Origin of the sequence: Butyrivibrio sp. INlla21, assembly GCF_900116875.1 — a bacterium.
Taxonomy (GTDB): domain Bacteria; phylum Bacillota; class Clostridia; order Lachnospirales; family Lachnospiraceae; genus Butyrivibrio.
Genome location: NZ_FPCC01000003.1, coordinates 136,841 through 160,245, shown reverse-complemented (window position 1 = coordinate 160,245; position 23,405 = coordinate 136,841). Strand labels below are relative to the sequence as shown.

Sequence of the window (23,405 nt, the reverse complement as noted above, 5' to 3'; positions counted from 1 at the left end):
GTTAATGTAATGGAAGAAAGTAGAGCGGTGCATTCCACCGGAAGTAGGATTGGGGATGCGATATTTATTTTGATTTGCCTTATCATTTCTCTGATGTGTATCATCCCGATGATAAATCTTTTGGCTAAATCCGTTTCGGGAACTGACTATCTTATCAGAAGAGAAGTTTATTTATTGCCGAAAGGCTTAAACTTTGATGCATATATGCATGTTTTAAAGGATGCAAAATATATAAAGTCTTTTGCGTGGACAGCGTTTTTGACAGTCGGATGTACGATCCTTTCTCTTACAATGACGATGTTGTGCGCTTATCCTCTTATCTTTGAGGGACTTAAGGGCAGAAAGTTCATAAACATTTTTGTCACCATCACAATGTTTTTTAACGCAGGTATTATTCCGAATTACCTTCTTCTTTTTAGGATCGGAATGATAGATACTCCTTGGGCGCTTATTATTCCCAGCTGTATGAGCGTTTATAACGTCATCATCATGAGAAGTTTCTTTTACGGAATACCGGAGTCTCTCAGGGAGTCGGCGCAGATAGACGGGGCAAGCTTTATAAGGATACTTGTCAGCATCTATATTCCTCTTTCCAAGCCTGTTATGGCAACGCTTGCATTATTCTATGCGGTAGGAAGATGGAACGGATACTCTGATGCACTTATGTACATTAAGAACAAAGAACTGTATCCTTTGCAGCTTCTTTTATATAACATTCTGAAAAATATAAATGCTGTTGAGGTTGCGACGCAGGAGGGATTTACAACTCCGGGACTTAACGAAGCGATCAAATGTGCAATTGTTATGTTCTCAACGGTTCCGATCATTTGTATATATCCTTTCCTTCAGAAGTACTTCATTTCGGGAGTAACTCTCGGAGCGGTAAAGGAATAAAGAGGGTAGTTAAGCAAAAAAACTATATATAAAAATAATGGGAGGTTATAAGGATGAAGAAAAAAGTTTTATCGGTTGTTCTTGCATGTGCAATGGTCTTTTCTCTTGCAGCATGCGGTAACACAGGCGGGGGATCTGCGAACGCACCGGCCGGCACAGGTTCAAACGGTTCTGATTCGGTAGCTTCAGGGGATGCAGCCGCTTCTGAGCTTACAGACGGAAAATTTGCCGACACAAGACATATCACCGTAGAGGTATATGACAGAAATAACGACGGTGGTTCGGACCCTACCAATAATGTTTACACAGAGTATATTAAAAAGGGCATGCTTGAAAAACACAATGTTGAAGTTGAGTTTGTAGCTATTCCCCGTTGGACTGAGACAGATGAGATCAACACTCAGCTTGCAGCAGGAACGGCTCCCGATGTATGTGTGACTTATTCATATCCTACTATCAAAGCTTACGCTGATATGGATGCTGTAATCGATATGAGACCTTACATCGACAATTATAAGGATGAGCTTCCAAACCTTTGGAACTGGCTTGGAGAAACAAATCTTTATTGGAATTCGGATCTTAATGACGGAACAACTTGGGCTATAGAAGCTAAGCTTGCAAACATGAATCGTGTTATCACATTCATTCGTAAGGACTGGCTTGATAAGCTCGGACTTAAAGAGCCCACAACCAAGGAAGAGTTCCATGATGTTCTCGTTGCGTTTAAAGAGAATGCGGATACACTTCTTGGCGCTGACGCAAACAAGATGATCCCTTATTCGGTATCATATGATGTGGGTTGGAGAGCAGGAACACTTATTGAATCTTTCTTGGATCCCAATATGTCCGATAAAGAATATTATGTAAATGGTTTTGATGACAGAAAGCTTACTCAGAACGGAACCAAGGAAGGTGTTAAGCTTCTTAATGACTGGTATAACGAAGGCCTTATGTGGAAGGATTTCTACCTTTACGGTTCAGGTGATTCTACTGAGGATGATATGATGAAAGCCGGTTATGTCGGAGCATTTACACATAACTGGGATTATCCGTGGAGAAACGGTGATGATTCAATCGCAGCAAACCTTAAGAGACTTATAGGTGACGATGCCAAGTATATAGCTATCGATCCTTTTGAAGATAAGAACGGCGGACACAACAAGTTCCTTGCCGGTCCTATCGACAGAAAGATATTCTTCCCCGCAACCAATGATGAGCCTCTTGCGTCAATGCTTTATCTTGATTATATTTCAAGCCCTGAAGTAATCGAATTCCTTCAGGTAGGTGAAGAGGGTGTGACACACAATGTTCTTGATGACGGCGGTTATGAGATCGTTGCCGCAACAGGAGATGCTATACAGAACTCAGGAATGAATATCGACTATACGATCACATGTAACGGTCTTCACCTTACCAATGAGGATCTTACAAATAAGTCACTTGCACACACATATGCAGGTATCGATCCTCAGGATATACTTGATGCTGACAAGATCGCAAAGACAGATACAAGAGTAGGTATCAATGTTAATGTAGGTGATATCGAGGCTGAGACAGGTGCCGGCGATACGCTCACAGCTAAGAGAGATACATGCTATGATAACGCTGTAAAAGCTCCTTCTGCAGATTTTGATTCTGTATGGGAGGAAGGCCTTTCAGATTATCTTACTTCCGGCGGACAGGCTATTATTGATGAAAGAACCGAGAAGTGGGACGCTGTTTATCCTTCAGATAATATCAGATAATAAGAATATTTAAATTAAAAAGTCTTCTTCTTACATTTACAAAGTGTAGGAAGAAGGCTTTTCTTTATACATTTGCTATAACGCCGTTACGATATTCAATCTGAAACTGTTTTGGAGATACTCCGACTTGCTTGGTAAAAGTGCGAGAGAAGTTGGAGTAGTTGTTAAAGCCGGATCTGTAGCAAGCTTCGTTTGCGGTGTTGCCTTCGCGAAGGTATCTGCAGGCGAGTGCGATTCTCTTTGCGATTATATATTGAGAGATCGTAAGTCCGGATATCTTTTTTACACATCTTGATATGTAAGTTCCGTTGTTGTGTATCTCGTTTTCCAAAGACTTAAGTGTGATATCCTCGGTAAGGTGTTTGTCTATATAATTAAAGGTTCTCTTTACTATGTCGGGCATCTTGTCTTCGGCAAGAGAGAGTTCGTTTTTTCTGTACTTTCTGTTTATCATGACAAGTATAAGTTTAAAATATGCATCTATAAGAATGGGCGATTCGGGAGAATTGCTGAACAGATTCTCTTTTAGCTTAGAACTGTATTTGTCGATTTCTTCCAGTTCATCTTCATCCAGATGAGCGGTGTGGATGTGCTTGTCGTTATACGGTTTAAAGCATTTATTAAGATCATACTGATCATACGAAGCATCTTCCAATATATTCTCAGTGACATTTATAACTATTCTGTCGTATTCATTTGTGGTAAGTATCTCACCTCTGTGGAACTTATACATCGGAATAAGTGCAATATCACCCCTTGTTAATTCTATTCCCGCGTGATCGGTAAAGAGATTGAGTCGTCCCTTTTTTACGATAAGTATCTCGTGGTTGGTGTGATTATGCATGTCAGTAGTCGTATCGAAGGGGGCACTGACGTTCTTGATCTCACATAACAATTCTGCGCCTAGTGAATGGTATGATCTTTTCCTTATCTCGTCCATTGTTGTTCTCCCTTAATTTCTGAATATAGAGTATTATAACGTGAAAACGTGCACAACACAATGCTAAAAAATTGCGCAAATTGATACAAAAAATATATACAATTCTATATTTTTAATGGATAATCCGCATGAATACGTAAAAACATTGCAAATAGTATATTTTGTAAAAGTTAGTTGACGCAATGTTCTTATCAATTAAGTGGACGGAAATCAGACGATACTTTGATATATTAAAAACCAGCAAAAAACAATTCAAAATTTTGGGAGGCTTCTATGAAAGATCATCGTAAGCTTGGTGCCAAGATATGGAACTATCGCTGGCTATATCTGATGCTCGTTCCGATACTGGCATATTACGTCATCTTTAAATACATACCAATGTATGGCGTAACCATAGCGTTTAAGGACTACAACGTATTTAAGGGAGTACTTGCAAGTCCTTGGTGCGGATTTAAAGTTTTCAATAAGCTTTTTGCCAATAAGAATTTCTGGCACGCCGTACGCAACACACTTATTCTTAATTTCGCAACACTGCTTGTAAGTTTTCCGCTTACAATCATCGTATCTCTTATGCTTAATGAGGTAAGAAGTGCACTGTTTAAGAGAGTCACACAGTCAATTCTATATCTGCCTCACTTTATTTCATGGGTAGTTGTTGCAGCTATTTCGGTAAACATGTTCTCTGTGACAGACGGTACGATCAACATGATCGTTGAGAGAGCAGGTTTTAAAGCAATTCCTTTCCTTTCGGACAATACTTGGTGGGTTGTTACCTACGTTATATGTAATGTTTGGAAAGAGATCGGATGGGGAACAATCATATATCTCGCGGCACTTACCGGTGTTGATGAGAGCTTGTATGAAGCTGCTTACCTTGATGGCGCTACAAAGTTCCAGAGACTTATCTATATCACACTTCCATCAATTAAATCAGTCATAGTGACAATGCTCATATTACAGATCTCCAAGATGATGACCATTGGCTTGGAAGCACCTCTTCTTATCGGTAACAAGAAGGTTTTGGGTGTATCCGAAGTTATCAGTACATATACCTACAGAATAGGTATTGAGAGAGCAAAGTACAGCGACTCTACTGCGATCGGACTTTTCCAGTCTGTATTCAACATCATTGTACTTGTTCTTGCCGATAAATTTGCCAAGCTCATCGGCGAAGACGGAATTATCTAATCTAGGAGGCTTATATGACGACAAAGAAAAAACTGTCGGTAGGACTGGTTATAAACGGAATAGTACTTTTTATCATAGGTTTTATATGCCTGTATCCGTTTCTCAACGTACTTGCTTATTCGATGAGCGGATACAATGCGGTTCTTTCAGGCAAGGTAACCTTTTATCCTATTGATTTTAATATTGATGCTTACAGACAGATTCTGGGAAAAACACAGATCTGGCTGGCGATGAGAGCAACAGTGATAGTTACTTTATTGGGAACTGCACTTTCTCTTATACTTACGATTTTTGCGGCTTATGCTTTATCAATCAAGGATCTTCCGGGAAGAAAAGCTTTTACGATTTTTATTCTTTTCACTATGTATTTTAGCGGTGGAATGATCCCTACATTCATTGTTGTAAAGAGTTTGGGAATGTACGACACTTTGCTTTCGCTTTTTTTACCGCAGGCGATCAACGTATTCAACTTCATCGTAATGCGTACATTCTTTAGGAACCTTCCCGAGAGTTTATCGGAAGCGGCAAGAATAGACGGCGCTTCATATATGACGATACTGTTTAAGATCGTACTTCCTCTTTCAATACCGATCATTGCAACCATCGGACTTTTCTATGCGGTTGCATATTGGAACACATATTTCGATGCACTTCTTTATATCAAGAGTCCTGAGAAATATACATTACAGTTAAGACTTAAGAGCCTTCTTTTTGAAGGTGAGCTCAACAACTCAGGTGCTAATGTGGAGGGTATCGGTACTCAGGTTATGACGCAGTCACTTAAGATGGCAACGGTTGCGGTTTCAACAATGCCTATCCTTGTGGTTTATCCATGGCTGCAAAAGTACTTTGTTAAGGGCGTTATGATAGGTTCAGTTAAGGGTTGATCCTGTCTTAGCTTTTATAAATGCGAAAGGAGCAAAATATGAAAAAGAGAGTTATTTCTTTGGTTCTTGCAACAGTCTTTGCAACTACCATGCTTGCGGGGTGCGGTATCAAAAATGAGCCTGCTCAGCAGGGCACAACAAGCACTGACACAGCTGACACAACAAGTGAAGGGGGAGAGGATTCAGCCAAAGCTGATACACCGAGTAAGTATCAGACAACATACGGTTCAAAGCAGTTCGATAACGTGACTATCACTGTAGAGCTTTTCGACAGAAGCAATGCTCCTGACGGTTCAACCATCACTGACAACAAGTGGACCAAGTATGTTAACGAGCAGATGAACAAGGTTGGTATCAACGTAGAGTTTGTACCTGTTCCCAGATGGGATGAGGTTACCAAGATGCAGGCACTTGTTCCTGCAGGTGAAGCTCCCGACCTTACACTTACATACACATATGCATATGCAGAAGACTATTTTAACCAGGGTGGTACATGGGATCTTTCTGAGTTTGTAGACGGAAAAGATCAGGCTCAGAACCTTAGAGCTTATATCGGAAGCGATGTTCTTGATATCGGACGTAACTCAGACGGAGCGCTTTACGGAATCGTAGCAAGAAGAGCTACAACAGCTAAGAGTAACTACTTTATCCGTAAGGACCTTCTTGATAAGCTTGGACTCGATGTTCCCAAGAATCCCGATGAGCTTTACAACTGCCTTGACAAGATGGTTCATGAGAATCCCAACGGCGACAAGAATGCAGTCGGAGCCATCATCTGGAACGGCTGGAACTTAAAGGAAGTATTCTCACAGATTGCAAACGATCCTCTCAAGAACAATATTTGCGGCGGCGGTGAGGAAGTTATCCAGGATTACTATGATCCCGGTATGCATGATTACTACAAGTTCCTCAACAAGCTATACAACAACGGACTTCTTCATCATGAGTATTACACACTTAAGGAAGATGATTTCAAGAGCCAGATCGTATCAGGTAAGCTTTGCTTTGCTGAGTACAGTGTAAACGGTAACGTTGATGTTCTCCGCGGATCACTTCTTAAGACACTCAGAGAGAATGTTTCGGATGCAGACTTTGTTTCTATTCCTCAGTTTGCAAACGTTAATGACGGACAGGTATATAACGCAGGTTACGGTGAAGGCGGACTTATCGCATTCTGCCCCAAGACTGCTGATGAAGAGAAGGTTGAGGCTTGCATGACATACCTTGACTGGATGTGCACAAAGGAAGGCGGTTTCGTTCTTTATCACGGATTTGAGGGCGAGAACTACAACATGGTTGACGGTGTTCCTCAGGTTATCGATGCTGAGTTCAATGCAACAGATAAGGACTGGATCCGTACAGATATCTTTATTGTAGGTAACCAGGGTTACTTCGAGTCTGTTGAGGACTTCAACAAGTGCACAGCTAAAGAGGCTCCCGGCTTTGAAGATTATGTAATGCAGAACTATGAGCTTGCGCTTGAAGGAAATGTAATTCATGACGCTTCTTGGACATCACCTTCAACAGCAGATCTGATCACAGATCTTAATATCGCAAAGGATGATTATCAGGTTAAGGTTGTAACTTGCCCTGAGGCTGAGTTCGATGCTACTTTCCAGGAGTACATGGATGAGCTTAAGAGCATTGGTATAGACACTATCATCGATGAGCGTACTGAGTACTACGAGGCGAGACAGTAATACTTTTTCCAAAATGAATTTAATTTGAATTTATGCGGGGTGGCAGTAATAATCCTGTCACCTCGCATTTTTAAAGGAGAGAAAATGAGTAAACAAGACGGAATGAATTATGCGCCAAAGGGGAAGCCGAGCCCTGTTGTTAAAGACGGTGAGTTCTGCATTGCTGCAATAGCACTTAATCACGGACATATATACGGAATGTGTAACGGCCTTATCGAAGCCGGAGCGACTCTTAAGTGGGTATATGACGATGATGAGAAGAGAGTCGAGAATTTTGTAAAGACATATCCCGGAGTTAAGGTTGCAAAGAGTGAAAAAGAAATCTTGGATGACCCTGAAGTTAAGCTTGTTTGCTCTGCAGCTGTTACCAGCGAAAGATGCCCTTTGGGTATAAGGGCTATGAAAGCGGGGAAAGACTATTTTACGGACAAGGCTCCTCTTACAACACTCGAACAACTTGAGGAAGCCAAAAAGACGGTGGCAGAGACCGGTAAGAAATACATGGTTTATTACAGCGAGAGAATTCATGTTGAATCGGCTGTATATGCAGGACAACTTATTGAAAGAGGTCTTATCGGAAAGCCGGTTCATGTAGACGGCTTCGGACCTCACAGGATCGGTGATCCCAAGGGAAGACCCGATTGGTTTTTTGAAAAAGAAAAATACGGCGGAATCCTATGTGATATAGGAAGCCATCAGATAGAACAGTTCTTATTCTTCTGCGGAGAAGAGAACGCACACGTCGCATACAGTGAAGTTGCCAATTACAACCATCCCGATCATCCGGGACTTGACGATTACGGTGATGCAATAATAGTTGGCGATAACGGAGCGACACAGCACTTCAGAGTGGATTGGTTTACTCCCGACGGCCTTTCGACTTGGGGAGACGGACGTACATTTATCATCGGAACCGATGGATATATTGAGATCCGTAAGTATGTAAATGTCGGAACAAATGACGGAACGACAGATCATGTTTTCCTTGTAAATAAAGACGGAGAGCAGCATTTTGAAGTTGCCGGCAAGGTGGGATATCCCTTCTTTGGTCAGCTCATACTTGACTGTATCAACAGAACGGAAAATGCTATGACACAGGCACATGCATTTAAAGCAGCCGAGCTTTGCGTAAGAGCGCAGATGCAGGCGGTGGACTTAAGCCGCAGATATAAGTAATCACTTAGCGTTGGTTTGGGTTATATAACACATACAGATTGGAGACGTAATAATGATAAACGTAGCTATAGTAGGAACGGGTAATATCGCCAATATGCACGTTAAGGGACTTCTCGAATTCCCCGATAGATGTAAGATCGTAGCACTTTGCGATATCTACCCCGAAAAAGCGCAGGCAATGAAAGAAAAATATGATATTAAGGATGCTGAAGTTTTTGCAGATCATAAGAGCATGCTTGAATCGGATATAAAGATAGATGTTGTTCATGTATGTACTCCTCCTTACGTACATAGTTCCATCAGCATCGACAGCATGAATGCCGGCTGCAACGTACTTTGCGAAAAGCCTCTTGCAGCCAGCATTGAGGAGTGCAACGAGATGCTTGATGCCGAGAAAAAGAACGGAGTGGTTCTCGGAGCCATTGCTCAGAACAGATTCAGAAACGGCGTCTATAAGCTTAAAAAGCTCCTCGACAGCGGACTTGCGGGCAAGCTTTGTTTCGCTGAGGTTGAATCCGCTTGGTGGAGAGCTCATTCATACTATGACCTCTGGTGGAGAGGAACTTGGGAAAAAGAGGGCGGTGGACCTACACTTAACCATGCGGTTCACCATATCGACATGCTCAACTGGATGATGGGATGTGAGCCTACAGAAGTAATCGCTATGCTTTCAAATGTCATGCACGACAATGCGGAGGTAGAGGATATTTCTGTAGCATGCGTAAGATACAAGGACAATAGCATGGCAAGGATCCTAAGCTCTGTTGTTCATCACGGAGAGGAGCAGGGTATATCGCTTCAGTGTGAGAAGGCCAAGATCTCGGTTCCTTTTGATGTAAAGGCAGAGATCGGACAGGCCAACGGTTTTCCAAAAGAGGGCGGAAATACAGAACTTATTAAAGAAATCACAGATTACTACAACAGTATCCCAGATCTTAAATACGAAGGGCATACAGGCGAGATAGATGATTATCTTACAGCTCTTGAGAACGGAACAAGACCTCTTATCACGGGAGAAGACGGTAAAAGAACCATTGAACTTATCACAGCTATCTATGCAGCCGGAATTATGAAAAAGCAGGTAGAGATGCCTATTTCAATGGATTCGGAGTTTGCTCATACGGGAACTATAGTTAAGAAAGCACCTCATTTCTTTGAGAAAAAAGAGAGCGTTGAGAACTTTGCAGATGAATCTTTTACCGTAGGAAACTATAAATAAAAGACGGAGAAGCTTATATGATCAAGTTTGCTATTGTCGGTATCGGCAATATGGGAAGCGTTCATGCAGGGAAGCTTTATGATGGCGCGGTAAAAGGGGCAACCCTTGCCGCGCTTTGTGACGCCGATATGGAAAAACTAAATGCTGCCAAGGATATTTACGGTGATAATATTCTGTATTTTGACGATTATCATGAGATGATAAAGAAAAAAGTGGCGGATGTTCTTTTGATAGCTACGCCTCATTATCTTCATCCGATAATAGCTGTGGAAGCTTTTGAAAACGGTTGGAACGTTCTTACCGAAAAGCCTGCGGGAGTCGATACGGCTTCGGTTGAAACTATGAATGAGGCGGCGAAGAAGAGCGGAAAAGAATTCGGGATCATGTTCAATCAAAGAACAGATCCTTTATATCAGGCACTTCGATATTATATCTCTATCGGAATGTTTGGCGAAATAAAGCGCTTTGTTTGGATTATCAGCAATTGGTACAGGACGCAGGGATACTATGATTCCGCAGGTTGGAGAGCTACCTGGAAAGGCGAGGGCGGCGGAGTTTTGATCAATCAGTGCCCACACAACCTGGATCTTTGGCAGTGGATGATTGGTATGCCGATAAGTATTCATGCGCATTGTATTAAAGGTCATTTTCATGATATCGCAGTCGAGGATGATGCAACGATATATGCTCGTTATCCAAACGGTGCGACTGGTGTCTTCATTACTTCCACTGGAGAATATCCGGGAACAAACAGAATAGAGATATCAGGAACAATGGGTAAGGCTGTAGCCGAGGACGGAAAGCTTAAGCTGTTTCTTTTGCATAGGGATGAAGAGCTCTTAAGACAAGAGAAGTTCGGCTTTGTTACCGATGAGAAAGTCAGTAAGATCGAGCTTAATTTTGGAACGGATAACAATGGCCATATCAAGATACTTCAGAATTTTACTGACCATCTTTTAACCGGAAAAGAGCTTGTTGCTCCGGGATATGAAGGTATAAATTCGCTTACGATAAGTAACGCGGCTTATCTGTCTACATGGCTTGACCGGGAAATCGAGATACCTTTTGATAAGGAGCTTTTTGTAAAAGAACTTTCGAAGCAGAAGGATAAAGATAAACAAGGCGGCCCGGCAGAGCATAAGCTCAGTATGAATACGGAATACTCGGGAAGATGGCAGGTCCGCTGGTAAACATATGATAAAATACTTTGTTGTCTATGATGCTTTAATGTGTTAAAATGGGCACTGTGTATTGTGAATTGCATCGCATTTAATGCGCGGTAATAAATAAAGTTAGATTGGAGTATTGTTATGAATATCGTATGTTTGGACCTTGAGGGCGTACTTGTCCCTGAAATTTGGATCGCATTTGCAAAAGAGAGCGGAATCCCCGAGCTTAAGAAGACTACAAGGGATGAGCCCGATTATGATAAGCTTATGAACTGGAGAATCGGAATTCTTAAGGAACACGGACTTGGTCTTAAGGAGATTCAGGAGACTATCGCCAAGATAGATCCCCTTCCCGGTGCCAAGGAATTCCTTGATGAACTTAGAAAGACTACTCAGGTAATCATCATAAGTGATACATTTACACAGTTTGCAACTCCTCTTATGGAGAAGCTTGGCTGGCCCACAATTTTCTGCAACTCTCTTGAGGTTGCTGATAATGGAGAAATTACTGGATTCAAGATGAGAATCGAGAATTCCAAGCTCACAACAGTTAAGGCTCTTCAGTCTATCGGATATGAGACTATCGCAAGCGGCGACAGCTACAACGACCTTGCTATGATCCGGGCTTCAAAGGCAGGCTTCCTTTTCCGTTCAACGGATAAGATCAAGGCAGATTACCCTGAACTTCCCGCATTTGAAGAGTATGACGATCTTCTTGCAGCTATCAAGAAGGCACTTTGATAATCAGCCATTTGAATATTGTAATTAAGAGGAATCGCGTTCTTACAGGAGCGCGATTCTTTTTCTTTATTCATGTTGGTTTGTCTTTTTTGAAAAAAGAAGAATATAATAGAACTAGGTTTTGATTTCATGTACGATGGAGCAAAATATGGCGAATGTAATTAACTATATAAAATGGCGCGGAGATCTGACATTTGGAAGAGCTCCGTTTAATGAAGTAGATAATCTTGCGCTTTCGCTTCTTGTTTATAATGATTTTGCCGGAATAATCCCCGGCAAGGATGAAGAGGGAAGTGTAACTGTAAAAAAGGCATCCGAAGAATTTATTAAGACATATTCTTTGGAGGGCGCACCTAAAACGGACTTTGGCTGGGTGCCTTACTATATGAGGAATTCCAAGAGGTTCGGAGAGCTCAGGCTTTCCGATTATCTTGATATTAAAGATACCGAGAGAGATATGATGATCACGGCATTTACCGTTCATTTTCCAAGTGGTGCCGTTTTTGTGGTGTTTAGAGGAACCACAATGGAAATTGATGACTGGAGAATGGACTTCCAGATCAGTTTTGAAGAGATAAAAGCGCAGAAAGCCGCTGTTAAGTATCTTAATCATATTTTGAATAAATACGCAGGTGATGTGTATGTGGGCGGACATTCCAAGGGAGGTAATCTTGCTCTTTATGCTGCCATGCATATTTCCGATGATGTTCAGGACAGGATAAAACATATATACAGCAATGACGGTCCGGGCTTTTGTCCCGAGCTTATCGATATGAAGAAGTTTGAAGATATCAAGTGGAAGCTTACGCATATCGTTCCTACATACAGTATCGTGGGAATGCTCTTTGAACTTCCTGTTCCGCACAAGATAGTTGCCAGCGATGCCACTAAGCTTTTGCAGCATTCGGGTATGACGTGGCAGGTAGAAGGAGACCATTTCGTAACCAGATTGCATCTGACAGAAGAAAGCTCGGGGCTTAACAGGGTTATTGACGACTGGATCGGTAATGCCACCATGGAGCAGAGAAAGTCATTTACCAAGGATATGTTTGATTCGATGAAGTCAGGCGGAGCTGTTTCGCTTGAAGATATATCCAAGAGCGGAATCCACGATTTCGGAACGATAATCCTATCCGCAGCGGGATCGGAGAGTAAGACCAAGATACTACTTGGCAAGTTCTTCGGGTCACTATGGCGTGAATTTGAGAAGATAAGGATTCTTGAAGCTCTTAAGACGCAGCAAGGTATTATTGATGTCTTTCTTATATTGTTGGGCATTATTTTCCTTGCCACGCCTCAGGCTGTGTATAACTTTATAGGCGGCGGTGTAGCGATTTCCTGTGCAATCTGGAGCGCTACAAGGCTTATAAAGGCAGGCCTTCGAGAGGAAAAAGCCTTTATTAAGCGAGGCCGAATGGTATTCCATATATTTGTACTTAGCTTTATGGTCTTTATTCTTTCCAATATTGAGAGAATACCAAAATGGACCAATGCGCTAGTTTCGATAGTGTTCTTTTACCTTGCAATAGCCAGTGTGTTCTATATAGTTAAACACAAAGATACCATCAAAAAGGGTGGAATATTCTGGATGATCACGATAGCCGTTATCAACCTTAACCTCGGCATTATAACCTTGTTTATGCCGCAGCGCCTTAACTACGGTAAATCCATCACTGTGGGAAGTTACCTGATACTTATCGGTATCGTAAGACTAGTCATTCAGATTTTGACCAAGAGAGGATTGCACGAACGATCGGTCAATCCGTATGAAAGTAATGAATAAGTGAATAAGATAAAGAGTCGCTTGCCGGTCTTGTGCAACAAAAAAGTACCGCCACCGGGATCCTGCCGCAGTGACGGTACTTTATAATTCTGAAAGGTTATTCATGTTCCCTTTCCTCCTTCACTCTTTATATCGTCTTTTAGTTTTCCGCCTTTAGAGCTTTGAATTAAATTCATATATTTGTTAGAATGATTTACAAAATGTTTATAAATTTGGGGAATGACTCTATGAAATGCAATAATTGCGGACATGAAGTGAAAGAGAAATTAAAATATTGCCCGATTTGCGGTAATCCAATGATATCTATTGATGACAGCGGTTGGGAAAAGATAGAAGTAGAAGAGAAGATCTTTAAAGATGTTCCTGAAGATAATCCGGATAAAAACGATGCTGTTGAACAATATAATATAAAAAAGAAAAAAGAGATCAGGAAGGAGAAAGGCATTGCGGCGCTCATCCTTACTGCTTTGTTCGTGTTTATCGGATGTCTTTTTATAATTCCTAATTTCTGGTCTGTTTATTATACGTTTAAAAGTCCTGTTGTATCTAAATTTATCGATCCCGACTCGGATATAGTGAACCTTGCCGAGAATAACGGCGTTATTTATAACAATCGAGATAATGTCAATTCGGAGTTTAAAGACAATCTCAGCAATATGATCTATATTCCCGCAGGTCATATCGGTATTGTGGTAGATAATGACAATAATCTTTATTTTATAAACTGCGAGGATCTGACGACGGAATATATTGATCACGCGGTTGGATACAGTTGCAGCTATTACGGTGCGGTTTTATATTATATCGATGATGGTGGCAGGCTTAAGGTGAATGACCTTGCCAATAGGAAAACCTGGATTCATAAAACAAATAATGAAGTTGTCAGTGCGGCAATGTCACCTAATTCAGGTTATCTTTGCTGTGAAGAAACCTGGTACGATGTTAATAATGGCCAACAGTATAAGGCCTGTATAGTCGATAAAAACGATAATGTTATATATGAGTATACTATCGGAGATGAATTCTATGATCTTCTTGGCATGAGCAATGACGGAGACACTGTTTATATGTGCTCTTATAGCCTGGGAAGATTATATTGTCTGCATGATAAGCGTTTAAAAACAATCTATTGGTCGAATATCTACAATGCCGATCAGCTATATTTAAACAGTGAGCAGAATAAGCTGCTTTTTGTAAATAACGGTAAGGTATATTATCACGTTGCGGGAGAAGAAGAGTGCAAGGAAGTGTTCACGGGAACCAATTGCATAGTCTATCCAAAGGCGAATGTCGATATTATCGATAATATGCATTTTATTCTTGAAGAAGATTTTGACGGATACGTTATCTGTGAGCAAGGCTTTGGAAATGAGAGTAAGTACTACTGGCTTAATGAAGATATAAAGCCTATTCCGTTTGCAAAAAATGATATAGAGTATACGGTAGAAACCGTAACTACCGATAAGCATGGATATAAGTTTTTGTACACATACGGATCCGAAATTCATTATGCTACATTAAACGATGGAAAATCAGGCGATGTAACTCTTAAAGATATCAAGGACCCTGTTTTACAGATTGTTTCGGATAATCAAGCTGTTGATATTTGGATATCGACAGCGGGTAATAAGATATATCATGTAAGAGGTGATGCCATCGAACAAATTTATGAGCATCCTATTTCAGACGGTGAAGATCCCCCGGAACTTGCTTATGACTCACTTACTGAATTTTTGTATTATACGACTCCGGATAATAAGCTTATCGGTGTAGATAAAGAAGATGAAGTCAAAATGCTGATAAAAGGTGTTAAAGGCTTTGTCCCCGGAACCGAGGATTCGGGAGATATAATCTTTGAGTTTAAAGGCGGGGCAGAGTATAGGATCATATTCGATAAACTTATAAGATTTGATGATCAGTGATCGGAACAATATATTTATGATAAAAAACGGCTTGGGTACATATGTACTCAAGCCGTTAGTGTTTATTAATAATTATTATACGTTAAGTTCTGAACCTGTAAGGAGCTTATATGCTTCAAGGTACTTAGCGATTGTCTTGTCGATGACATCCTGAGGAAGATTGTAGTCACACTCGGGATTAGCCTTTAAGTAGTCACGAACGAACTGCTTATCAAATGAAGGCTGACCGTGACCGGGTTCATAGCCGTCTACGGGCCAGAAACGTGAGCTGTCGGGTGTGAGCATCTCATCAGCAAGCACAACCTCGCCGTTTTCATCAACACCGAACTCAAACTTGGTATCTGCGATTATGATACCGCGAGTGAGAGCGTAGTCTGCACATTTTTTATAAAGAGCAATAGTGTAATCCTTGATCTTGGTTGCGTACTCAAGTCCCTTTCCGGGGAAAGCCTTCTCAAGTACTTCTACGCTGCGGTCAAAATCGATATTCTCATCGTGATCGCCGATCTCAGCCTTGGTGCTGGGAGTGTAGATGGGTTCAGGAAGCTTGTCGCATTCCTTAAGACCTTCGGGAAGCTTGATTCCGCATACGGTTCCGTTTTCTTTGTAGCTGTTCCAACCGCTACCTGTGATATATCCTCTAACGATGCACTCAACGGGAACCATATTGAGCTTTTTGCAAAGCATGCTGTTTCCTGTGAAATCAGGTGTTCTGAAGAACTCGGGCATATCAGCCGTATCAACGCTGATCATGTGGTTGGCTACGATGTCTTTGGTGTAATCAAACCAGAACTTAGACATCTGTGTGAGAACAGCACCTTTCTTGGTTACTTTGTTTTTGAGAATTACGTCGAAGGCAGAAATTCTGTCTGTTGCTACCATGATCAGGTTTTCACCGATGTCATAGATCTCACGAACTTTACCTTCTTTAACAGGACTAAATGTTTGCATTATTGCTCCTCCTTAATATATAGAAAAGATAACTTTATCAGTCGTCTTCCTCTTCCTCAGCAACTGTATTGTATACTGTACGCTTTCTTGCCATCTCGTCGCTTTCGAGATATTCATCATAAGTTGAACGCTTATCTACCAAAGTTCCGTCGGGAAGGATTTCCATTATTCTGTTGGCTGTAGTCTGAACTACCTGGTGGTCACGACAAGCAAAGAGCTCAACTCCGGGGAATTTGATCATTCCGTCGTTAAGAGCGGAGATTGATTCCATGTCGAGGTGGTTGGTAGGCTCATCGAAGATAAGGCAGTTGGCACCGCTTATCATCATCTTGGAGAGAAGACAACGAACCTTTTCTCCTCCGGAAAGAACCTTAACCTTCTTGACACCGTCTTCACCTGCAAAGAGCATACGTCCGAGGAAACCTCTTACATAAGTGGCATCCTTGATCTCGGAATAGCCTGTAAGCCACTCTGTGATGTTGTAGTCATTGTCGAATTCCTTGGTGCTGTCCTTGGGGAAGTAAGCCTGAGATGTTGTTACACCCCATTTGTATGTTCCCTCATCGGGCTCAATCTCACCTGTAAGGATCTGGAAGAGAGTAGTCTTTGCAAGCTCATTACCACCTACAAACGCGATCTTGTCGTCGTGCTGAACAACGAAAGAGATGTTATCGAGAACCTTTTCTCCGTTGATAGTCTTGGAGATACCCTCGACTGTAAGCACTTCGTTACCGATCTCTCTTTCAGGTCTGAAATCAATATAAGGATATTTTCTACTAGAAGGCTTGATTGTATCAAGCTCGATCTTTTCAAGAGCTTTCTTACGTGAAGTAGCCTGCTTGGATTTACTTGCGTTAGCGGAGAAACGAGCGATGAATTCTTTAAGTTCCTTGATCTGTTCCTCTTTTTTCTTATTGGCTTCCTTCATCTGTCTGATCATGAGCTGTGATGACTCATACCAGAAGTCATAGTTACCGGCAAAGAGCTGGATCTTGCCGTAATCGATATCTGCGATATATGTGCAAACTTTATTAAGAAAGTAACGGTCATGAGACACTACGATAACGGTGTTCTCAAAGTTGATAAGGAACTCCTCGAGCCATGCGATGGCATCGAGATCCAAGTGGTTGGTAGGCTCGTCGAGAAGGAGAATATCGGGATTACCGAAAAGAGCTCTTGCAAGAAGAACCTTGACCTTCTGATTACCGTCAAGATCTTTCATGAGCTTGTAGTGATTCTCGGTCTCGATTCCAAGTCCGTTAAGAAGAGACTCTGCATCTGACTCAGATTCCCATCCGTTCATCTCGGCAAATTCAGCCTCGAGCTCACTTGCTCTGATTCCGTCCTCGTCTGAGAAATCCTCTTTTGCATAAATAGCGTCTTTTTCATTCTTGATCTCGAAAAGTCTTGCGTTACCTGCAATAACGGTATCAAGAACAACATTGTCATCGTATTTGAAGTGATCCTGCTCAAGGAAAGAGAGACGCTGACCGGGAGTTATAGCGATATCACCGTTTGTTGTCTCGATCTGTCCTGAAAGGATCTTAAGAAATGTAGATTTACCTGCGCCGTTTGCACCGATTATTCCGTAGCAGTTTCCCTCGGTGAATTTGATGTTTACATCCTCAAACAGAGCTTTTTTACCGACTCTTAGTGTTACGTTATTAGCACTTATCATTAAAAATTGCCTCACTTAATAAAATCAATTATCTTTGCAACAGTTCGTATTATAGGAGAATCTTCCATAAAATGCAATATATCCGCGGCCAATTGTTTTTACCGTAATTATAAGCTATTATATATAGACGTGAAAAATGTTTTCTTATTAATACGCATAAAGGGGACTATCAAATGAAGCTTAATTACAAGAGAACTTTACTTATCGGTTTTGCATTTCTTGCTATCTGTGCCTTTTGGCAATTCTATGACAATGAGATTCCCAAGATCCTTAAATATACATTTGGCCTTGGAGAGACCGCAACGGGAGCGGTTATGGCTATGGACAACGTCCTTGCGCTTTTCCTTCTTCCGCTTTTCGGATCTCTTTCGGATAAGACCGAGACCAAGATCGGTAAAAGAATGCCTTACATAATCACAGGAACCGTTCTTTCAATTATATTTTTGTTTGTGCTTATAGCTGTGGCAAGAAACAGCGGAAGCCTCCTTATTTTTATAGGAGTTCTTTTGCTTCTTCTTATATCAATGGGAATATTCAGATCCCCTGCGGTTTCGCTCATGCCCGATCTTACGCCTGCACCTGTACGAAGCAGCGCGAATGCGATCATCAACTTAATGGGCACTCTCGGCGGAATCTATGTGCTAGTTATGACCAAGCTTTTGCTTAAAGAGGCTGCAAATCCGGCAGATACAAACTACATGCCTTTTACCTTGAGTGTCATTATCTGCATGGCTATCGGAATAGGTATTCTTGTTCTTACCATTAAAGAGAATGCGATCAAGAAAAAGATAAAAGAAGAGGGCGGTCTTTTATCGCTGGGAGATGAGCTTGAAGAAGACGGATGCTCTTTCAGAGAAAAGACTACCGTGTCAAAAGAGGTTGAAAAGAGCCTTAGGTTCCTTCTGGTATCGGTATTTCTTTGGTATACGGCTTACAACGCGGTAACAACCGCTTTTTCCAGATTTGTTGTAGAAGTATGGGATTTAAGAAACGGAGCATATGCGACATGCCTTTTGGTTGCAACTGTCGCAGCCACATTAAGCTATGTGCCGATCGCATATATATCGGGTAAGATCGGAAGGAAAAAGACTATTTTAATAGGAATAGTTATCATGGCAACCGGTTATATATCAGCCGGAATGTTCCACAGCTTTTCGTCCCTTATTAATATATGCTTTATTATGGTCGGAATAGGATGGGCTTCCATCAATGTAAATTCATATCCCATGGTTGTGGAGATGTGTAAGGCTGGAGATATAGGTAAATTTACCGGTATGTATTATACCTTCTCCATGGCTGCTCAGGTGTTTACACCTATTTTTTCGGGATTTTTGCTTGAGCATATTTCCTACAAAACACTCTTCCCGTATGCGTTTATTTTCTCCGCATTTGCGTTTGCGACTATGCTCATGGTCAAGCACGGAGACACTCGTCCGGATAAAAAGAAGAGTATTTTGGAAAATTTTGATATAGATGACTGATTTTTCTGCAATTTATTGTTGTCAATTAGACAATTAGGCTGTAAAATATTTAGCGGACGCGTTACGAATTATATTACTAGGAAGTGGTTTGAATGTTCTTATTTGAGGTTTTATGCGCTGTTGCGGTTATTTTGATCGCGCTATATTTTATCATGATAATGCCCAGGATGTTCTGCAAACCTTCCAGAGAACCACATGTCAAAGTGCTGTATGCTCATCGCGGACTTCATGACAACAACAGTGAGGCCCCCGAGAATTCAATGGCTGCTTTTAAGAAGGCCGTTGATGCAGGCTACGGAATAGAGTGCGATGTTCAGCTCTCTAAGGACGGAGTTCCTGTTATATTCCACGATTTCACTCTTGAGAGAGTGGCAAGGAATGAGGACGGAACACCTGCAAAGGGTAAGGTTATCGATTATACCTATGAAGAGCTATTGCAGTTTAGGCTCCTTAATTCCAATGAGCGCATCCCCAAATTTGAAGATTTCCTTAAGCTTGTAGACGGCAAGATACCGCTTATAATCGAGCTCAAGATTGAGCTTAAGGACCTTTCGGTATGCCCGAAGGTAGACAATCTTCTCAGAGATTATAAGGGAGTTTATTGTATAGAATCCTTCAATCCTCTGGGGCTTATATGGTACAAGAGACATAATCCCGGTATCATGCGAGGACAGCTTTCCGATGAGTTCCACAAGGAAAAACCTGAAGAGTTCAATACATTTTTGTATTTTTCCCTTACATATCTTTTCCTTAATGTGCTTGCTAAGCCCGATTTTATAGCTTACAACCACAAATATCCTTATAATTTGTCGCTGTGGCTGTGCAGACATTTATATAAGAATGTAACCGCCGCATGGACGATAAAGAGTGAGGAAGAGCTCGACAGAGCCAAGAGAAACTTTGATATCTATATCTTCGATAGTTTCATACCGGCCGACGGCCCCAATCTTTGATAATTAACTGCATCTTTTTACTATTTGATAAAAGAACCGCAGTAGTTATAAATAAAAATGTATATATGAAAGGTTGCCATTATAGAGGAATGGCAAGAAAGGTAAAACAATGGCGAACAAGTGGGTTTATATGTTCAACGAAGGTAACATGACAATGCGTAACCTTCTCGGTGGTAAGGGTGCTAACCTTGCTGAGATGACAAGTATTGGTCTTCCTGTACCTCAGGGATTCACAATCACAACAGAGGCATGTACACAGTACTATGAGGACGGTCGTAAGATTAACGACGAGATCATGGCTCAGGCTATGGAAGGCGTTAAGAAGATGGAAGAGATCAACGGTAAGAAATTCGGCGACCTTCAGAATCCTCTTCTTGTTTCTGTTCGTTCAGGAGCTCGTGCTTCAATGCCCGGTATGATGGATACAATCCTCAACCTCGGTCTTAACGATGAAGTAGTTGCAGCAATGATCAAGGGTAACCCCGATCCTGCATTCGAGCGTTTCGTATATGATTCATATCGTCGTTTCATCCAGATGTTCTCTGACGTAGTTATGGAGGTTGGTAAGAAGTACTTCGAGCAGCTTATCGACCAGATGAAAGAGAAGAAGGGTGTTAAGTTCGACGTTGACCTTACAGCAGCTGATCTTAAGGAGCTTGCAGAGCAGTTCAAGGCTGAGTACAAGAACCAGCTTGGTAAAGACTTCCCTTCAGATCCCGTAGAGCAGCTCAAGCTTGCTATCGAGGCTGTATTCCGTTCATGGGATAACCCTCGTGCTAACGTATATCGTCGTGATAACGATATCCCTTATTCATGGGGAACAGCCGTTAACGTAATGCCTATGGTATTCGGTAACCTTAACAATGAATCCGGTACAGGTGTTGCATTCACTCGTGACCCTGCTACAGGTGAGAATAAACTTATGGGTGAGTTCCTTATCAACGCTCAGGGTGAGGACGTAGTTGCCGGTGTTCGTACACCTATGCCTATCGCTCAGATGGAGCAGGAGTTCCCTGAGGCTTATGCTGAGTTCATCAAGGTTTGTGATACTCTTGAGAATCACTACCATGACATGCAGGATATGGAGTTCACAGTTGAGAATAAGAAGCTCTACATGCTTCAGTGCCGTAACGGTAAGAGAACAGCTCCCGCTGCTCTTAAGATCGCTTGCGACCTCGTTGATGAGGGACACAAGACTCCTGAAGAGGCTGTAGCAATGATCGATCCTCGTAACCTTGATACACTTCTTCACCCTCAGTTCGATGCTGCTGCTCTTAAGGCTGCAACACCTATCGGAAAGGGTCTTGGTGCATCTCCCGGAGCTGCTTGCGGTAAGGTTGTATTCACAGCTGATGACGCTGTAGAGTGGGCTGAGAGAGGCGAGAAGGTTGTTCTTGTTCGTCTTGAGACATCACCTGAGGATATCACAGGTATGAAGGCTGCTCAGGGTATCCTTACAGTTCGTGGTGGTATGACATCACACGCTGCCGTAGTTGCTCGTGGAATGGGTGAGTGCTGCGTATCAGGTTGTGGCGACATCAACATGGACGAAGAAAACAAGAAGTTCACACTTGGTGGAAAAGAGTTCCACGAGGGAGACTTCATTTCAATCGATGGTACAACAGGTAACATCTACGAGGGACAGATCGCAACAGTTGATGCTCAGATCGCCGGCGAGTTCGGACGTATCATGGCATGGGCTGATGAGTTCAGAAGACTCAAGGTTCGTACAAACGCTGATACACCTGCTGATGCTAAGAAGGCTAGAGAGCTCGGTGCTGAGGGTATCGGTCTTTGCCGTACAGAGCACATGTTCTTCGAGGAAGACAGAATCGCTGCATTCCGTGAGATGATCTGTTCAGATACAGTAGAGGAGAGAGAAGCTGCACTTGATAAGATTCTTCCTTATCAGCAGAATGACTTCAAGGCTCTCTATGAGGCTCTTGAGGGATGCCCTGTTACAATCAGATTCCTTGATCCTCCGCTTCACGAGTTCGTTCCCACAACAGAGGACGAGATCAAGAAGCTCGCTGATGCTAAGAATAAGAGCGTAGAAGAGATCAAGGCTATCATCAATTCTCTTCACGAGTTCAACCCTATGATGGGTCACAGAGGATGCCGTCTTGCAGTTACATATCCTGAAATTGCTAAGATGCAGACTAAGGCTGTTATCCGTGCTGCTCTTGAAGTTCAGAAGGCACACGCTGATTGGAACGTTAAGCCTGAGATCATGATTCCTCTTGTATGTGAGGTTAAGGAGCTTAAGTACGTTAAGAAGGTAGTAGTTGAGACAGCTGACGCTGAGATCGCTGCTGCAGGCGCTAAGCTTGAGTACGAAGTTGGTACTATGATCGAAATCCCCAGAGCTGCTCTTACAGCTGACGAGATTGCTAAGGAAGCTGATTTCTTCTGCTTCGGTACAAACGACCTTACACAGATGACATTCGGATTCTCTCGTGATGATGCAGGTAAGTTCCTCAATGCTTACTATGACACAAAGATCTTCGAGAACGATCCTTTCGCTAAGCTTGACCAGACTGGTGTTGGTAAGCTTATGGAGATGTCACTTAAGCTTGGTAAGCCCGTTAATCCTGCTCTTCACGTTGGTATCTGTGGTGAGCACGGTGGTGATCCTTCATCAGTTGAGTTCTGCCACAAGATCGGTCTTGACTATGTATCATGCTCACCTTTCCGTGTTCCTGTTGCCAGACTTGCAGCAGCACAGGCAGCTATCGCTGACAAGGCAAGCAAGGCTTCTGATACAAAGTCTTTCGTAGACGATGAGACTAAGGAGAAGCTTAACGAGGCAGCTAAGAAGGCTGAGGCTATTGCTAAGGAACTCGCTGAGACATCAGCTGAGGTTGCTAAGGCAGGTCTTGCAGGTCTTAAAGCCGGACTTGAAGAGGCTAAGAAGGTTTACAACAACTCAAAGAAGAACTAATAGTTGAAAAACTATAGTGATAAGGAAAGGGCTGTCC

The 23,405-nt window shown here is 42.1% G+C and carries 17 protein-coding genes; 14 read left to right on the top strand and 3 right to left on the bottom strand.

All coding sequences use genetic code 11. The features are described 5' to 3' along the window. Positions 1-9 precede the first annotated feature (9 nt). Complete coding sequence (locus BM377_RS02280; RefSeq protein WP_092243083.1) at positions 10-894, top strand: carbohydrate ABC transporter permease; 885 nt, start codon at positions 10-12, stop codon at positions 892-894. A gap of 53 nt (positions 895-947) precedes the next feature. Further along, on the top strand, positions 948-2,639 hold the full coding sequence (locus BM377_RS02275) for an extracellular solute-binding protein (protein ID WP_092243080.1): 1,692 nt from the start codon (positions 948-950) through the stop codon (positions 2,637-2,639). A 64-nt stretch (positions 2,640-2,703) separates the two neighbouring features. Here the strand turns inward: BM377_RS02275 and BM377_RS02270 are convergent, their stop codons facing one another. After that, a complete protein-coding gene (locus BM377_RS02270) occupies positions 2,704-3,579 on the bottom strand; it encodes an AraC family transcriptional regulator (protein WP_092243077.1) in 876 nt (291 codons plus the stop codon). Positions 3,580-3,852: 273 nt separating this feature from the next. Here BM377_RS02270 and BM377_RS02265 point away from each other — a divergent pair, with 273 nt between their 5' ends. The 9 genes from BM377_RS02265 to BM377_RS02225 all read left to right on the top strand — a co-directional run bounded on the left by BM377_RS02265 (position 3,853) and on the right by BM377_RS02225 (position 15,364). Then, complete coding sequence (locus BM377_RS02265) at positions 3,853-4,767, top strand: ABC transporter permease (RefSeq protein WP_092243074.1); 915 nt, start codon at positions 3,853-3,855, stop codon at positions 4,765-4,767. 14 nt (positions 4,768-4,781) lie between these two features. Then, entirely contained in the window at positions 4,782-5,654 is an 873-nt protein-coding gene (locus BM377_RS02260; protein ID WP_092243071.1) for a carbohydrate ABC transporter permease, read from the top strand. A 38-nt stretch (positions 5,655-5,692) separates the two neighbouring features. Continuing rightward, positions 5,693-7,354, top strand: a complete 1,662-nt coding sequence (locus BM377_RS02255) for an extracellular solute-binding protein (RefSeq protein ID WP_092243068.1) — start codon at positions 5,693-5,695, stop codon at positions 7,352-7,354. Positions 7,355-7,438: 84 nt separating this feature from the next. After that, positions 7,439-8,530 (top strand): Gfo/Idh/MocA family protein, encoded by a 1,092-nt coding sequence (locus BM377_RS02250; protein WP_092243065.1) that lies wholly within the window; start codon positions 7,439-7,441, stop codon positions 8,528-8,530. A 52-nt stretch (positions 8,531-8,582) separates the two neighbouring features. Beyond that, complete coding sequence (locus BM377_RS02245) at positions 8,583-9,749, top strand: Gfo/Idh/MocA family protein (protein ID WP_092243064.1); 1,167 nt, start codon at positions 8,583-8,585, stop codon at positions 9,747-9,749. A gap of 17 nt (positions 9,750-9,766) precedes the next feature. Further along, entirely contained in the window at positions 9,767-10,939 is a 1,173-nt protein-coding gene (locus tag BM377_RS02240; protein ID WP_092243063.1) for a Gfo/Idh/MocA family protein, read from the top strand. A gap of 120 nt (positions 10,940-11,059) precedes the next feature. Further along, positions 11,060-11,659 (top strand): bifunctional phosphoserine phosphatase/homoserine phosphotransferase ThrH, encoded by a 600-nt coding sequence (gene thrH / locus BM377_RS02235; protein ID WP_092243061.1) that lies wholly within the window; start codon positions 11,060-11,062, stop codon positions 11,657-11,659. Positions 11,660-11,807: 148 nt separating this feature from the next. Next, entirely contained in the window at positions 11,808-13,442 is a 1,635-nt protein-coding gene (locus BM377_RS02230; RefSeq protein ID WP_177223769.1) for an Mbeg1-like protein, read from the top strand. Positions 13,443-13,669: 227 nt separating this feature from the next. Next, positions 13,670-15,364, top strand: coding sequence for a zinc ribbon domain-containing protein (locus BM377_RS02225; RefSeq protein ID WP_092243053.1), 1,695 nt, complete (start codon positions 13,670-13,672; stop codon positions 15,362-15,364). 75 nt (positions 15,365-15,439) lie between these two features. Here BM377_RS02225 and BM377_RS02220 read toward each other — a convergent pair whose 3' ends face one another. Continuing rightward, complete coding sequence (locus BM377_RS02220) at positions 15,440-16,315, bottom strand: phosphoribosylaminoimidazolesuccinocarboxamide synthase (RefSeq protein WP_092243050.1); 876 nt, start codon at positions 16,313-16,315, stop codon at positions 15,440-15,442. Between the two features lie 37 nt (positions 16,316-16,352). Beyond that, positions 16,353-17,993, bottom strand: coding sequence for an ABC-F family ATP-binding cassette domain-containing protein (locus tag BM377_RS02215; protein ID WP_092243046.1), 1,641 nt, complete (start codon positions 17,991-17,993; stop codon positions 16,353-16,355). Between the two features lie 173 nt (positions 17,994-18,166). Here BM377_RS02215 and BM377_RS02210 point away from each other — a divergent pair, with 173 nt between their 5' ends. The 3 genes from BM377_RS02210 (at position 18,167) to ppdK (ending at position 23,368) form a co-directional block, all read left to right on the top strand. After that, positions 18,167-19,474, top strand: a complete 1,308-nt coding sequence (locus BM377_RS02210) for an MFS transporter (protein WP_092243045.1) — start codon at positions 18,167-18,169, stop codon at positions 19,472-19,474. Positions 19,475-19,566: 92 nt separating this feature from the next. Continuing rightward, entirely contained in the window at positions 19,567-20,427 is an 861-nt protein-coding gene (locus tag BM377_RS02205) for a glycerophosphodiester phosphodiesterase family protein (protein ID WP_092243043.1), read from the top strand. A 109-nt stretch (positions 20,428-20,536) separates the two neighbouring features. After that, positions 20,537-23,368: a pyruvate, phosphate dikinase gene (gene ppdK, locus BM377_RS02200; RefSeq protein WP_092243040.1), complete on the top strand. Its 2,832-nt coding sequence runs from the start codon at positions 20,537-20,539 to the stop codon at positions 23,366-23,368. The last annotated feature ends 37 nt before the right edge of the window (positions 23,369-23,405 follow it).

Bases quoted from the DNA above. Each gene is read 5' to 3' on its own strand.
- BM377_RS02205 (WP_092243043.1), top strand. From the start codon at position 19,567: ATGTTCTTATTTGAGGTTTTATGCGCTGTTGCGGTTATTTTGATCGCG.
- BM377_RS02275 (WP_092243080.1), top strand. From the start codon at position 948: ATGAAGAAAAAAGTTTTATCGGTTGTTCTTGCATGTGCAATGGTCTTT.
- BM377_RS02265 (WP_092243074.1), top strand. From the start codon at position 3,853: ATGAAAGATCATCGTAAGCTTGGTGCCAAGATATGGAACTATCGCTGG.
- BM377_RS02255 (WP_092243068.1), top strand. From the start codon at position 5,693: ATGAAAAAGAGAGTTATTTCTTTGGTTCTTGCAACAGTCTTTGCAACT.
- BM377_RS02280 (WP_092243083.1), top strand. From the start codon at position 10: ATGGAAGAAAGTAGAGCGGTGCATTCCACCGGAAGTAGGATTGGGGAT.
- BM377_RS02230 (WP_177223769.1), top strand. From the start codon at position 11,808: ATGGCGAATGTAATTAACTATATAAAATGGCGCGGAGATCTGACATTT.
- BM377_RS02260 (WP_092243071.1), top strand. From the start codon at position 4,782: ATGACGACAAAGAAAAAACTGTCGGTAGGACTGGTTATAAACGGAATA.
- BM377_RS02250 (WP_092243065.1), top strand. From the start codon at position 7,439: ATGAGTAAACAAGACGGAATGAATTATGCGCCAAAGGGGAAGCCGAGC.
- BM377_RS02245 (WP_092243064.1), top strand. From the start codon at position 8,583: ATGATAAACGTAGCTATAGTAGGAACGGGTAATATCGCCAATATGCAC.
- BM377_RS02270 (WP_092243077.1), bottom strand. From the start codon at position 3,579: ATGGACGAGATAAGGAAAAGATCATACCATTCACTAGGCGCAGAATTG.
- BM377_RS02210 (WP_092243045.1), top strand. From the start codon at position 18,167: ATGAAGCTTAATTACAAGAGAACTTTACTTATCGGTTTTGCATTTCTT.
- ppdK (WP_092243040.1), top strand. From the start codon at position 20,537: ATGGCGAACAAGTGGGTTTATATGTTCAACGAAGGTAACATGACAATG.
- BM377_RS02215 (WP_092243046.1), bottom strand. From the start codon at position 17,993: ATGATAAGTGCTAATAACGTAACACTAAGAGTCGGTAAAAAAGCTCTG.
- BM377_RS02225 (WP_092243053.1), top strand. From the start codon at position 13,670: ATGAAATGCAATAATTGCGGACATGAAGTGAAAGAGAAATTAAAATAT.
- BM377_RS02220 (WP_092243050.1), bottom strand. From the start codon at position 16,315: ATGCAAACATTTAGTCCTGTTAAAGAAGGTAAAGTTCGTGAGATCTAT.
- BM377_RS02240 (WP_092243063.1), top strand. From the start codon at position 9,767: ATGATCAAGTTTGCTATTGTCGGTATCGGCAATATGGGAAGCGTTCAT.
- thrH (WP_092243061.1), top strand. From the start codon at position 11,060: ATGAATATCGTATGTTTGGACCTTGAGGGCGTACTTGTCCCTGAAATT.